Annotated in this window: 12 protein-coding genes; 11 read left to right on the plus strand and 1 reads right to left on the minus strand. The window is 63.6% G+C overall.

Going from position 1 to position 13,815, the window contains the following annotated elements; all coding sequences use genetic code 11:
* The gene (locus TU75_RS03530) at positions 1-768 is read left to right on the plus strand and encodes a TerB family tellurite resistance protein (RefSeq protein ID WP_015373090.1); all 768 of its coding nucleotides are present in this window, start codon (positions 1-3) and stop codon (positions 766-768) included.
* A 273-nt stretch (positions 769-1,041) separates the two neighbouring features.
* On the opposite strand, the gene TU75_RS03535 is transcribed toward TU75_RS03530, so the two are convergent.
* Entirely contained in the window at positions 1,042-2,016 is a 975-nt protein-coding gene (locus TU75_RS03535) for an alpha/beta hydrolase family protein (RefSeq protein ID WP_060548216.1), read from the minus strand.
* 75 nt (positions 2,017-2,091) lie between these two features.
* On the opposite strand from TU75_RS03535, the gene TU75_RS03540 reads away from it, so the two are divergent.
* The 10 genes from TU75_RS03540 (at position 2,092) to trpE (ending at position 13,749) form a co-directional block, all read left to right on the plus strand.
* The gene (locus TU75_RS03540; protein WP_060548233.1) at positions 2,092-4,086 is read left to right on the plus strand and encodes a PAS domain-containing sensor histidine kinase; all 1,995 of its coding nucleotides are present in this window, start codon (positions 2,092-2,094) and stop codon (positions 4,084-4,086) included.
* A gap of 18 nt (positions 4,087-4,104) precedes the next feature.
* On the plus strand, positions 4,105-4,734 hold the full coding sequence (locus TU75_RS03545) for a response regulator (protein WP_003232590.1): 630 nt from the start codon (positions 4,105-4,107) through the stop codon (positions 4,732-4,734).
* Between the two features lie 226 nt (positions 4,735-4,960).
* Entirely contained in the window at positions 4,961-6,073 is a 1,113-nt protein-coding gene (locus TU75_RS03550; RefSeq protein WP_015373087.1) for an ABC transporter ATP-binding protein, read from the plus strand.
* Between the two features lie 43 nt (positions 6,074-6,116).
* A complete protein-coding gene (locus TU75_RS03555) occupies positions 6,117-7,157 on the plus strand; it encodes an ABC transporter substrate-binding protein (RefSeq protein WP_003232586.1) in 1,041 nt (346 codons plus the stop codon).
* Between the two features lie 152 nt (positions 7,158-7,309).
* On the plus strand, positions 7,310-8,530 hold the full coding sequence (locus TU75_RS03560) for an ABC transporter permease (RefSeq protein WP_060548217.1): 1,221 nt from the start codon (positions 7,310-7,312) through the stop codon (positions 8,528-8,530).
* A 12-nt stretch (positions 8,531-8,542) separates the two neighbouring features.
* A complete protein-coding gene (locus TU75_RS03565) occupies positions 8,543-9,367 on the plus strand; it encodes an ABC transporter permease (RefSeq protein ID WP_003232582.1) in 825 nt (274 codons plus the stop codon).
* 107 nt (positions 9,368-9,474) lie between these two features.
* Complete coding sequence (locus TU75_RS03570) at positions 9,475-10,623, plus strand: iron-containing alcohol dehydrogenase (protein WP_003232579.1); 1,149 nt, start codon at positions 9,475-9,477, stop codon at positions 10,621-10,623.
* Positions 10,624-10,707: 84 nt separating this feature from the next.
* Positions 10,708-11,382, plus strand: a complete 675-nt coding sequence (gene rpe, locus TU75_RS03575; protein WP_003232577.1) for a ribulose-phosphate 3-epimerase — start codon at positions 10,708-10,710, stop codon at positions 11,380-11,382.
* Complete coding sequence (locus TU75_RS03580; RefSeq protein ID WP_003232575.1) at positions 11,379-12,197, plus strand: phosphoglycolate phosphatase; 819 nt, start codon at positions 11,379-11,381, stop codon at positions 12,195-12,197. Before rpe ends, TU75_RS03580 begins: the two co-directional genes overlap by 4 nt.
* Positions 12,198-12,267: 70 nt before the next feature.
* Positions 12,268-13,749, plus strand: a complete 1,482-nt coding sequence (gene trpE, locus TU75_RS03585; protein ID WP_003232573.1) for an anthranilate synthase component I — start codon at positions 12,268-12,270, stop codon at positions 13,747-13,749.
* The last annotated feature ends 66 nt before the right edge of the window (positions 13,750-13,815 follow it).

Consider the following 13,815-nt stretch of genomic DNA (forward strand, 5'->3'; position numbering starts at 1 on the left):
ATGTTGTGGCCAGGGACGCTGATCGGCGCCGGGGCTGGCTATGCCATTGCCAGTATTCCGGGGGCCTTGTTGGGTGCATTGCTGGGGCAGGCGCTGGACCGTCGCTTGCAGTTGCAAAGCTGGGCGCAGGTGCGTGAACGCTTGGGCGGGCGTCCGGCGTTGCGCAACGACGAACTGTTGTTCGTGCTGCTGGGCCGCCTGGCCAAGAGCAACGGCCAGGTGGTGGAAGGGCATATCCAGCAGGCCCGCCAGGAAATGCGCGCGCTGGACATGAGCGAGCCAGCCCGGCGTCGGGCGATTGCCGCCTTTAACCGTGGCAAGTCCGGATCCGACCGGGTGCGCACCTATCTGCGCGTACTCAAGGCCCAGCCCCATGCGGCGGAGGGCGTGCTGCGCGCCTGCTGGCGCATGGCCTGGGCGGACGGCAAGGCGGATAACGCCGAGCGCGACCTCATCGACCTGTGGGGCAAATGGCTGGGCTGGACCCCGCAACAGCTGCAGGCGCTGGCGTCCGACTATGCGCCGGAGCGCAAGCCGGTGGCCAACCGGGGCGGCGCCTATCAGGACGCCCTGCGCATTCTGGGGGTGACCGCCACAAGCGAGCCTTCGGTGATCAAGCGCGCCTACCGTCGTCTGCTCAGCCGCCATCACCCGGATAAAATCGCCGGCTCAGGCGCCAGCCCCGCACAAGTGCGCGAGGCCACCGAACGCACCCGCGAGTTGCACAACGCGTATGCGCTGATTCGCGAGCGGCGGGATTTTCGCTGACCGTGTCGAAATGACAACCCGATGAAAGTTGCTCCCGCCCCAACACCTTGTGGCGAGCGGGCTTGCCCCGCGTTGGGGTGCGAAGCGCCCCCAATCCAGCAAAACGCGGTGTACCTGATACGGCTCAGCGCCTGGTTTTGGGGCTGCTGCGCAACCCCAACGCAGGACAAGCCTGCTCGCCGCAGGGAATCTGCGCTTAACTGAACGGCATTGGGGCTTGCCCCACAAGTGTCCCCTGATTTACTGGGGCTACGCTGTGGTTGAGCAACAACGTCAGTCGGCACTGCCCTGCGGACTCAGCCAGCCGCGAACCCGGCGATACAACTGCTCCTGCTCGGCAGAGCTGTTGCCGGGCAGCGTCTTGAGCGACACCTGTTTGTAACCCTCATTTTTCGCGCGCTTGGCGGCCTGGTTTCGTGCCATTGAGTTTTTGCTGGCGGCTGCGCTGTCTTGATAGAAGACGTCCGCAGTCGGCAGTTTCAGCGCCGGTGCCAGTTGCAGCAGGTCCGGCTGTCGGGCTGGCGGGGTCTTGCCGGCCACCATCACCAGTTTCTGCACCTGGGCTGGTTGTTTTTCGCTCAGGTAACGCGCGGCCCACCAGGCACCGGTGCCGTGGCCGAGCAGCACCACGCTGCGCGCGCTCTGGGTCTGGGCGAAGGCGACGGCGGCATCGATGCGGTCGAAGATACGCTTGGCGTCGGTCTTGTCCTGTTCATCGGCGCCGGGTACCACGGCCGGGTCGGTGCCTTCGGCCTCGGCGCTGGCGGCCTGTTCGATCGGCTTGGCGGCGGTGCTGCCTTCCTTGCTGCTGGTGTCGACGGCGGCCTTGGGCGATTCGGCCACCCGAGGCGGCAGGGTGTCGAGGTTCACGTCCGGCAGCGACAGGCTCAGAGTGCCCCAGTTGGCATCCGGCAATTTACGCCGCAACGGCGCGACTGCCTGCGGCCAGTCCGCGGTTTCCCCGGCACCCGGCACAATAATCACCACGCCTTCGGGCTCGGCGCTGTTGGCCGGCTTCCACAGGGCCAAAAATGACTCGCTGCCGGCCTGCAACTGTTGCTGCTCGCCGCGCGGGATCTGGCGTTCAAGGGCCGTGGATTCTTCCTGACTGCGCTCCACCAGGGGCTGGCGCTCGGCCGGTTTTTCGGCGGCGGGCTCAGGGGCGTCAGCGGCCTGGACAGAAAAGGCGCTGGTAAATAACAGCGACAGGCACAATGCTGGCACTGCTGAGCGGTTGTGTGATGGCATCGTTGCTTCCCGGCCGGAATGATTCCAGCAGCCTAATGGGTTGGTCAGTATTTGTCAGTGACGTGAGACATGATCATGGGTTTTCGCTGTTTGCTGGTTATCGGCTGTCTATGTCTCGCCTTGATCGCCAAAGCCGCCCCTGCGCCGGGCATCCCGCAGGCGCAGCTCAACGCCGAGCAACGGGAATGGCTGGCCGGACATTCGCAACTGCGCGTCGGCCTGGTGCTGCAGGTGCCGTATGCACAATACGACCGGCGGTTGCAGCGCTTGTCCGGGGCCAATGTGGAATTGATGCAGTGGCTGGCCAAAGCGCTGAACATCGAGCTGTCATGGCGCAACTTTCCCACTCAGGAGCAGCTCGAAGCCGCTCTGGGCGACGGCGAGATCGACATCGCCCCCGGCTTGCAGCAAACCCCGGCCGGCTTGCGCCTGTGGTCGTTCAGCGATCCCTACATGCGCGTGCCGCAACACGTCGTCGGCACCCGCGAGGGCGGCGGCGCGGTGGAACTGGAAAAGCTCGACAGCCTCTCGCGTATCGCCGTGCGCATGCCCAGTGCAGTGGCCGATTACCTGCGCGGCACTTATCCCGGTCTCAACCTGCAGGGCGTGCCCACGGAGCGCCAGGCCCTGCAATTGTTGGTGAGCCAGCAGGCCCGCTATGCGGTAGTGGACGAAGCGCAACTGAGCCGCCTGTCGGGCGAGGCGGAGTTCGCCGGGTTGGCGGTGGTCGGCGATGTTGGCCTGCCGCAATTGCTGCGGGTGGCCACGCGCCGCGACTGGCCGCAGTTGGCGGGCATCATGCAGGGCGCCCTGCGCGCCATCCCCGCGCGCGACCTCGATCAATTGCACAATCGCTGGCTGCAACCGCAGTATCCACGGCTGTCCGCATCCCCTGGTCTGTGGCAAAACCTCTGCCTGCTGCTGGGCCTGTTGCTGTTTGCCAGCCTGACGCTGGTGGCCTGGCAGCGTCGTCAGCAGCGTGGGCTCGAACGCAGCCTGCTGGCCGCCCGTGAAGAAAGTGCCGCCCGCGCCGCCGGGGCCGAAGCGCTGCGGCTGACGCAGTTCTCCATCGATCAAAGCACCGTCGGCATCCTCTGGGTCAATTGGGACAGCCATGTGCGCTATGCCAACCGTGCGGCTGAAAGCATGCTCGGCTACGGCCCCGGGGCGCTGATCGAACGGCCACTGGTCGCGCTGGATCCCACGCTGGACATGGACCGCTGGCTCAACCTGTGGAAGCGCGCGCGGGCCAACGAAGAGGCACCGCAGAACTTCGCCACCGACTGCAAGCGCGCCGATGGCAGCGTCCTGCCAGTCACGGTGTCGCTGAGTTTTCTGCGCTTTGCCGAAGCCGAATACCTGGTGGTCTACCTCAATGACGTCACCGAACTGCGCCGCACCCTCGCCGCCTTGTTGCAAAGCGAAGCGCAGCTGCGCGAGCTCTCGGCCCACCTGGAAACCGTGCGCGAAGAAGAAAAGGCGCGCATCGCTCGCGAGGTGCACGACGAACTCGGGCAGATGCTCACGGTACTCAAGCTGGAAACCTCCATGTGCGAGCTGGCCTATGCGCAGCTGGATCCTGGGCTGCATGAGCGTTTGAACAGCATGAAGCGCCTGATCGCCCAGCTGTTCCAACTGGTGCGCGACGTGGCCACGGCCCTGCGCCCGCCGATTCTGGACGCCGGTATCGGTTCGGCCATCGAATGGCAGGCGCGGCGTTTCGAAGCGCGCACGCAGATTCCCTGCCTGGTGCAGGTGCCGGAACACCTGCCGACGCTGAGTGATGCCAAGGCCATCGGCCTGTTTCGTATCCTGCAGGAGGCGCTGACCAATGTGATGCGCCATGCCCAGGCGCATACTGTCGAGCTGACCCTGGCGCTAGACGGCGAGTCTCTGCGGCTGAGCATCAGCGATGACGGTGTGGGGTTTGTCCAGACCGGCGAGCGCCCGGTGTCGTTCGGCCTGGTGGGCATGCGCGAGCGGGTGCTGATCATGGGCGGGCGGTTGACCCTGGACAGCGCGTTGGGGGAGGGCACCACCCTGAGTGTCACGGTGCCGCTGGATGCCTAACTACAAAAGGAAACGCCTGTGATCCGCGTACTGGTTGCCGAAGACCACACCATTGTTCGAGAAGGCATCAAGCAATTGATCGGCCTGGCCAAAGACCTGCTGGTGGTCGGCGAGGCCAGTAACGGCGAGCAGTTGCTCGAGACCTTGCGCCACGTGCCCTGCGAGGTGGTGTTGCTGGATATCTCGATGCCGGGCGTCAATGGGCTGGAAGCGATTGCACGTATTCGCGCGCTGAACGATCCGCCAGCGATCCTGGTGCTGTCGATGCACGACGAAGCGCAGATGGCCGCGCGCGCCCTGAAAGTCGGTGCGGCAGGGTACGCCACCAAGGACAGCGACCCCGCGCTGCTGCTGGCGGCGATTCGCAAGGTGGCGGCGGGTGGGCGCTATATCGACCCGGACCTGGCCGACCGGATGGTCTTCGAAGTCGGCCTCACCGACTCGCGGCCGCTGCATTCGCTGCTTTCGGAGCGGGAGTTTTCGGTGTTCGAGCGCCTGGCCCAGGGCGCGAACGTCAATGACATCGCCCAGCAACTGGCCCTGAGCAACAAGACCATCAGCACCCACAAGGCGCGGTTGATGCAGAAGCTGCATATCACCTCATTGGCCGAGTTGGTGAAGTACGCCATGGAGCACAAGCTTCTTTAGCGGCATATCCAATAACGACGTCCCGAAAACCCACCGTTGCGCCATTCCTGCCGCGTGCAGCTCGCGCCTTGCAATGGCACCGTCCAATGCCCGCCATCGGTGTAGGGCAATCCCTACCCGTTATCGTCCATCCGGCTGATGCGATTCTCTCCGGGCCCCCGATTTGCGGGGCCTCGCGCCTGGACTACGCTTGTGCCACGGCAGTCCAAAACACAAAGGTGCGGGTATGAGCGAGGTGGATTCAAATGATGTGCTGGTCAGCTTTCGTGGCGTGCAGAAGAGCTACGACGGCGAGAACCTGATCGTCAAGGACCTCAACCTGGAGATTCGCAAGGGCGAGTTCCTCACCTTGCTCGGGCCGTCCGGCTCGGGCAAGACCACCAGCCTGATGATGCTCGCCGGTTTCGAGACGCCCACCGCCGGGGAGATCCTGCTGGCCGGGCGCTCCATCAACAACGTGCCGCCGCACAAGCGCGATATCGGCATGGTGTTCCAGAATTACGCGCTGTTCCCGCACATGACCGTCGCCGAAAACCTCGCCTTTCCCTTGTCGGTACGCTCGCTCAGCAAGACCGATATCAGCGAGCGGGTCAAACGCGTGCTGAGCATGGTCCAGCTCGATGCCTTCGCCCAGCGCTACCCGGCGCAGCTGTCCGGCGGCCAGCAACAACGCGTGGCCCTGGCTCGCGCGCTGGTGTTCGAGCCACAGCTGGTGTTGATGGACGAACCCCTCGGTGCCCTCGACAAGCAACTGCGCGAACACATGCAAATGGAGATCAAGCACCTGCACCAGCGCCTCGGCTTGACCGTGGTGTACGTGACCCACGACCAGGGCGAAGCCTTGACCATGTCCGACCGCGTGGCGGTATTTCACCAGGGCGAAATCCAGCAGATCGCCGCGCCGCGCAGCCTGTATGAAGAGCCGAAAAACACCTTCGTCGCCAACTTCATCGGCGAGAACAACCGCCTCAATGGCCGTCTGCACAGCCACACTGGCGAGCGTTGCGTGGTGGAGCTGGCGCGGGGCGAGAAGGTCGAGGCGCTGGCGGTGAACGTCGGCCAGGTCGGCGGCCCCGTCACCCTGTCGGTGCGCCCGGAGCGCGTCAGCCTCAATGGCACCAGCGAACGCTGCGTCAACCGTTTCTCCGGGCGCGTGGCGGAGTTCATCTACCTGGGCGACCACGTGCGCGTGCGCCTGGAAGTCTGCGGCAAGACCGATTTCTTTGTGAAACAACCGATTGCCGAGCTGGACCCGGCCCTGGCGGTCGGCGACGTGGTACCGATTGGCTGGCAAGTCGAGCACGTTCGCGCACTCGACCCACTTCTAGAGGCGAACTGATCGCCCCCTGGCTTCACCAACCCTGCACGTGGAGAGCACGACAATGTTGAAATCCCTTAAGTATTCGGCCCTGGCACTTGGCTTGATGGGCGCCACACAGGCCATGGCAGGTCCCGACCTGACCGTGGTGTCGTTCGGTGGCGCGAACAAGGCGGCCCAGGTCAAGGCGTTCTACGCGCCGTGGGAGAGTGCAGGCAACGGCAAGATCGTCGCTGGTGAATACAACGGTGAGATGGCCAAGGTCAAAGCCATGGTCGACACCAAGAGCGTGTCCTGGGACTTGGTGGAAGTGGAGTCGCCGGAACTGTCCCGTGGCTGCGACGAAGACATGTTTGAGCCGCTGGACCCGAAACTGTTTGGCAACACCGCCGACTACGTGAAGGGCGCGATCCAGCCGTGTGGCGTTGGCTTCTTCGTGTGGTCGACCGTGCTGGCGTACAACGCCGACAAGCTGACCAGCGCGCCGACCAGTTGGGCGGATTTCTGGGACACCAAGAAATTCCCTGGCAAGCGCGGCCTGCGCAAGGGCGCCAAGTACACCCTGGAATTTGCACTGATGGCCGACGGTGTAGCGCCCAAGGACGTGTACAAAGTACTGGCTGGCAAAGATGGCCAGGACCGCGCCTTCAAGAAGCTCGACGAACTCAAACCGTCGATCCAGTGGTGGGAAGCCGGCGCACAGCCGCCGCAGTACCTGGCCTCGGGTGACGTGGTGATGAGTTCGGCCTACAACGGTCGCATTGCCGCCGTGCAGAAAGAGAGCAATCTCAAAGTCGTGTGGAACGGCGGCATCTACGACTTCGACGCCTGGGCCATCCCTAAAGGTCTGGCAAAGGACCGCGCGGAAGCGGCGAAGAAATTCATCGCCTTCTCGGTGCAGCCGCAGCAGCAGAAGACCTACTCGGAAAACATCGCCTACGGCCCGGCGAACACCCAGGCGGTGCCGTTGCTGGCCAAGGACATCCTCAAGGATATGCCGACCACCCCGGAAAACATCGCCAATCAGGTGCAGATCGACGTGAGCTTCTGGGCCGATAACGGCGAGCAGCTGGAGCAGCGCTTCAATTCCTGGGCAGCCAAGTAACACCGCATAACCTTCTGGCAAAACCGGCTCATGTGGGAGCCGGCTTGCCTGCGATGCAGACACCTCGGTGCAACTGATTTACCGGGTCGATGCCATCGCAGGCAAGCCAGCTCCCACAGGGCGCGCGTCCACCCATATTTTCGGAGTTTGTCATGGCCATCCTCACCCTCAAGCAGCGCCTGGCGCGCGCCGAGCGGCTCAACCGCTGGAAGGCCCAGGCCTTGATTGCGCCGCTGGTGCTGTTCCTGGTGCTGGTGTTTCTGGTGCCGATCGTCGCGCTGTTGTTCAAGAGTGTCGGCAACCCGGAAGTGGTGGGCGGTTTGCCGCGTACCGTGGTGGCCGTAACGGCGTGGGACGGACGCGGCCTGCCGGGCGAGCCGGTGTACCAGGCGCTCAGCGAAGACCTGGGCGAGGCGCGTAAAAACCAGACCCTGGGCGATCTGTCCAAACGCTTGAACATGGAACTGGCCGGCTATCGCAGCCTGCTGACGAAAACCGCGCGGGCGTTGCCGTTTGCCGAAACGCCCGGCTCTTATAAACAGGCACTGGAAAACCTCGACGAACGCTGGGGCGACCCGGCTTATTGGCAGGCGATCCGGCGCAATACCAGCAGCGTGACGCCGTACTACCTGCTGGCGGCCGTCGATCACCGCATCGACGACCTCGGCGAGATCGCTCCGGCCACGCCTGACCAGGCGATCTACCTGGACATCTTCGCCCGCACCTTCTGGATGGGCCTGGTGATCACCGTGATCTGCCTGCTGCTGGCCTATCCGCTGGCCTACCTGCTGGCGAACCTGCCGGCGCGCAAAAGCAACCTGCTGATGATTCTGGTGCTGCTGCCGTTCTGGACGTCGATTCTGGTGCGGGTGGCGGCGTGGATCGTGTTGCTGCAGTCCGGCGGCCTGATCAACAGCGCGCTGATGGGCCTGGGCCTGATCGACAGCCCGCTGGAACTGGTGTTCAACCGCACCGGGGTCTACATCTCCATGGTGCACATCCTGCTGCCGTTCATGATTCTGCCGATCTACAGCGTGATGAAGGGGATTTCGCCCACCTACATGCGTGCGGCGATTTCCCTGGGCTGCCATCCGTTCGCGAGTTTCTGGCGGGTGTACTTCCCGCAGACCTACGCCGGTGTCGGCGCCGGCTGCCTGCTGGTGTTCATCCTGGCGATTGGTTACTACATCACCCCGGCCCTGCTGGGCAGCCCGAACGACCAGATGGTCAGCTATTTCGTGGCGTTCTACACCAACACCAGCATCAACTGGGGCATGGCCACGGCATTGGGCGGCCTGCTGCTGCTGGCCACCGTGTTGCTGTACCTGATCTACAACCGGCTGGTGGGCGCCAGCCGCCTGCGCCTGAGCTGAGGAGACCTTGCGATGCTGAGTCCTTATATGTCCCCGGTGGAGCGGGTTTGGTTCTACAGCCTGCGGGTGCTGTGCGGCCTGATCCTGCTGTTCCTGATTTTGCCGGTGCTGGTGATCATCCCGCTGTCGTTCAACAGCGGCAGTTTCCTGGTGTATCCGTTGCAGGGGTTTTCGCTGCAGTGGTATGAGGACTTCTTTGCCTCGGCCGAATGGATGCGCGCGCTGAAGAACAGCATTATCGTGGCGCCGGCGGCCACCGTGCTGGCGATGGTGTTCGGCACGCTGGCGGCGATTGGCCTGACGCGTGGCCATTTCCCCGGCAAGGCGCTGGTGATGGCCCTGGTGATTTCGCCGATGGTAGTGCCGGTGGTGATTATCGGCGTGGCCAGTTACCTGTTCTTCGCACCGTTGGGGCTGGGCAACAGCTTTTTTTCGCTGATCGTGGTGCATGCGGTGCTGGGTGTGCCGTTCGTGATCATCACCGTGTCGGCGACCTTGCAGGGGTTCAACCATAACCTGGTACGCGCGGCGGCGAGCCTCGGGGCTTCACCGTTGACCGCGTTTCGTCGGGTGACCTTGCCGTTGATTGCGCCGGGGGTGATTTCCGGGGCTTTGTTCGCCTTTGCCACCTCGTTCGATGAGGTGGTGGTGACGCTGTTCCTCGCCGGCCCCGAACAAGCGACCCTGCCCCGGCAGATGTTCAGCGGTATCCGCGAAAACCTCAGCCCGACGATTGCAGCGGCGGCGACCCTGCTGATCGGGTTCTCGGTGCTGCTGTTGCTGACGCTGGAATGGTTGCGTGGGCGCAGCGAGAAACTGCGGACGGCACAGGTCTAGAAATGAGATGCGTTGTGAGAGGGTATGCATTCAGATGCTGAATGGCAGACAACTCTCATCTGTCAGCTATCCTTGTGCCAGCCCATCACTGATAAGAGGCCGCGCACATGAGTACTTCCTCATTCAAGATCGCCCACAAACTGCTCACTGGCGCTGGCGCCATCGAGCAACTCGCCGCCGAACTCACGCGCCTGGATGTGGATAACCCGCTGATCGTCACCGATGCCGCGCTGGTGAAGTCCGGCACCGTGGCGCTGGCGCTCGAACACTTGGGCGAGCGCACCTATGAGATTTTCGATCGCGTGCTGCCCGACCCGGAAATCGCCATCGTCGAAGACTGCATGCAGGTCTACCGCGACGGCGGGCACGACGGGCTGATTGGCCTGGGCGGCGGCAGTGCCATCGATATCGCCAAGAGCGTGGCGGCCTATGCCGGTTACCACGGCGCCCTGGCGGACTTGTTCGGCGTCGACCAGGTGCCGCGCAAGGGGCCGCCGCTAATCGCCATCCCCACCACGGCCGGCACCGGCTCGGAGGTGACCAATGTGGCGATCCTCTCCGACAAGGCTGCGCAATTGAAGAAGGGCATCGTCAGCGATTACCTGCTGCCGGATGTGGCGCTGATCAGCCCGCAAATGACCTTGACCTGCCCGCGCAGCGTCACCGCCGCCAGCGGCCTGGATGCGCTGGTGCATGCCATCGAGTCCTACCTGTCGCTGAACGCGTCGCCGATCACCGATGCGCTGGCCATTGGCGCGGTCAAGTTGATCGCCAACGCGTTGCCCAAGGCGTATGCCAACCCGGCCAATCTCAAGGCCCGTGACGATATGGCCACCGCCAGCCTGATGGCCGGCATGGCGTTCGGCAATGCCGGCGTGGGCGCGGTGCATGCGCTGGCGTACCCGCTGGGCGGGCGCTTCAATATTGCCCACGGCGTGAGCAACGCGCTGTTGCTGCCCTACGTGATGCACTGGAACAAACTGGCCTGTGTCGAACGCATGCAGGACATAGCCCAGGCCATGGGCGTCAATGTCACCGGACTGAGCGCCAATGACGCCGCCGATCAGGCTGTCGAGGCGATGACGCGCCTGTGCGCCGCCGTGGAAATTCCGGCCGGGCTGCACAGTTTCGGGGTGCCCGAGGACGCGATCCCGGCCATGGCGGTGGAAGCGGCGGGCATCGAGCGCCTGATGCGCAATAACCCGCGCAAGCTCAGCGCGGCGGATATAGAGAAAATCTACCGGGCCGCTTTCTGATCCGTGAGCGAGGTCACGGTGCGCGCGGCAAAGCATGAGGTATACAATGCGCGCCATCGTGATTTAGCTCAGAAAAGGTGCGTCATGCAGCCCTTCGTCATTGCTCCATCGATTCTCTCCGCCGACTTCGCCCGCCTGGGTGAAGAAGTGGACAAGGTGTTGGCCGCCGGTGCCGACTTCGTGCACTTCGATGTCATGGACAACCACTACGTGCCCAACCTGACCATCGGCCCGATGGTCTGCGCGGCGCTGCGCAAGTACGGCATCACCGCGCCGATCGACGCGCACCTGATGGTCAGCCCGGTCGACCGCATCATCGGTGACTTCATCGAGGCTGGCGCCACTTACATCACCTTCCACCCGGAAGCCACGCTGCACGTCGACCGTACCCTGCAACTGATCCGCGAAGGCGGCTGCAAGGCGGGCCTGGTGTTCAACCCGGCCACCCCCCTGAGCGTACTCGAGTACGTGATGGACAAGGTCGACATGGTGCTGCTGATGAGCGTCAACCCGGGGTTTGGCGGGCAAAAATTCATCCCGGGCACCCTCAACAAGCTGCGTGAAGCGCGGGCGCTGATCGATGCCTCGGGGCGGGATATCCGCCTGGAGATCGACGGCGGGGTAAACGTCAACAATATCCGCGAGATCGCCGCAGCCGGCGCTGACACGTTCGTCGCCGGCTCGGCGATCTTCAATGCACCGGACTATCGGCAGGTCATCGACACGATGCGCGCCGAACTGGCGCTGACGCGTCCATGAGCGGCTTCGAGCAGCTGTTCCCCGGCAAGCTGCCACGGCTGGTGATGTTCGATCTGGACGGTACCTTGATCGATTCGGTGCCTGACCTGGCCGCGGCGGTGGACACCATGCTGCTCAAGCTGGGACGCAAGCCGGCAGGGATCGAGGCGGTGCGCGAATGGGTCGGTAATGGCGCGCCGATGCTGGTGCGCCGGGCCCTGGCCAACCATATCGACGCCTCGGGTGTCGACGAGGTGGAGGCCGAGCACGCCCTGGAACTGTTCAATGCGGCCTATGAAAGCAGCCATGAATTGACGGTGGTGTACCCCGGCGTGCGCGACACCCTCAAGTGGTTGCACAAAAAGGGCGTGGAAATGGCCCTGATCACCAACAAGCCGGAGCGCTTCGTCGCGCCGCTGCTGGACCAGATGAAAATCGGTCGTTATTTCCGCTGGATCATCGGCGGCGATACCTTGCCGCAGAAGAAACCCGACCCGGCGGCGCTGTTTTTCGTGATGAAAATGGCGAATATTCCCGCGTCCCAGTCGTTGTTCGTCGGCGATTCGCGCAGCGATGTGCAGGCCGCGAAAGCCGCAGGCGTGCAGTGCGTGGCCTTGAGTTATGGCTACAACCATGGCCGGCCGATTGCCGAAGAATCGCCGGCGCTGGTGATTGATGATCTGCGTTTGCTAATCCCCGGTTGCCTGGGAGCGGGCGCTGGGATAACGTTGCCCGACATCGACCCGTCCCCTTCTGGAAATGCCATCGTGGTGGTTACCCGCAAACTCTGGATGAAAGTCATCAAGGCCCTGGCCCGCTGGCGTTGGCGCGCCTGACTGCTCCTGGCCGCACCCTGCGGCACGTTTGCTTACCCGACCGTTAGACCCTCATGCCACGAGGCACATCATGACCCGCGAAGAATTCCTGCGTTTGGCCGCTGCCGGCTATAACCGTATTCCCCTGGCCTGCGACACCCTGGCCGACTTCGACACGCCGCTGTCGATTTACCTGAAACTGGCCGACGAGCCCAACTCCTACCTGCTCGAATCGGTACAGGGCGGCGAGAAGTGGGGCCGTTACTCGATCATCGGCCTGCCGTGTCGCACGGTGATGCGGGTGCATGATCACCACGTGAGCATCACCCTCGATGGCGTCGAGATCGAAAGTCATGACGTGGAAGACCCGCTGGCCTTCGTCGAAAGCTTCAAGGCCCGCTACAACGTGCCGACCATCCCGGGCCTGCCGCGTTTCAACGGCGGCCTGGTGGGGTATTTCGGCTACGACTGCGTGCGCTACGTGGAAAAGCGCCTGGGCAAATGCCCGAACCCGGACCCACTGGGCGTGCCGGACATTCTGCTGATGGTCTCCGACGCGGTGGTGGTATTCGACAACCTGGCCGGCAAGATGCACGCCATCGTGCTCGCCGACCCGGCCCAGGCCGATGCGTTCGAGCAGGGCCTGGCCAGCCTCGAAGCCTTGCTGGACAAACTGCGTCAGCCGATCACCCCGCGTCGCGGCCTGGACCTCAGCCGTCCGCCGGCTGCCGATCCAGTCTTCCGTTCCAGCTTTACTCAGGATGACTACGAGCGCGCAGTCGATACCATCAAGGAATACATCCTCGCCGGTGACTGCATGCAGGTAGTGCCGTCGCAGCGCATGTCCATCGACTTCAAGGCCGCGCCGATCGACCTGTATCGCGCGCTGCGCTGCTTCAACCCGACGCCGTACATGTACTTTTTCAACTTTGGCGACTTCCACGTTGTGGGCAGTTCGCCGGAAGTGCTGGTGCGCGTCGAGGATAACCTGATCACCGTGCGCCCGATTGCCGGCACGCGCCCCCGTGGCGCGACCGAAGAAGCCGACCTGGCGCTGGAAGAAGACCTGCTGAGCGACGACAAGGAAATTGCCGAGCACCTGATGCTGATCGACCTGGGCCGTAACGATACCGGGCGTGTCTCGGAAATCGGCTCGGTGAAGTTGACCGAAAAGATGGTGATCGAGCGGTATTCCAACGTGATGCACATCGTCTCCAACGTCACTGGCCAGTTGAAGGCCGGGCTGACCGCCATGGACGCGCTGCGCGCGATTCTGCCGGCGGGCACCTTGTCGGGCGCGCCGAAGATCCGGGCAATGGAAATCATCGATGAACTGGAGCCGGTCAAGCGCGGTGTCTACGGCGGCGCCGTGGGGTATTTTGCGTGGAACGGCAACATGGACACGGCGATTGCGATTCGCACGGCGGTGATCAAGGACGGCGAACTGCATGTACAGGCGGGTGGCGGGATTGTCGCCGACTCGGTACCGGCCCTTGAATGGGAAGAAACCCTGAACAAGCGTCGGGCAATGTTCCGGGCGGTGGCCCTGGCCGAGCAAACCCCGCAAAGCTAAAGGCTGGCATTGAGCAAACTGTGGGAGCTGGCAGGCCAGCTCCCACAGTTGTGTTGTACAGCGCTC

It is taken from the genome of Pseudomonas poae (genome assembly GCF_001439785.1).
GTDB classification, from domain to species: domain Bacteria; phylum Pseudomonadota; class Gammaproteobacteria; order Pseudomonadales; family Pseudomonadaceae; genus Aquipseudomonas; species Aquipseudomonas poae.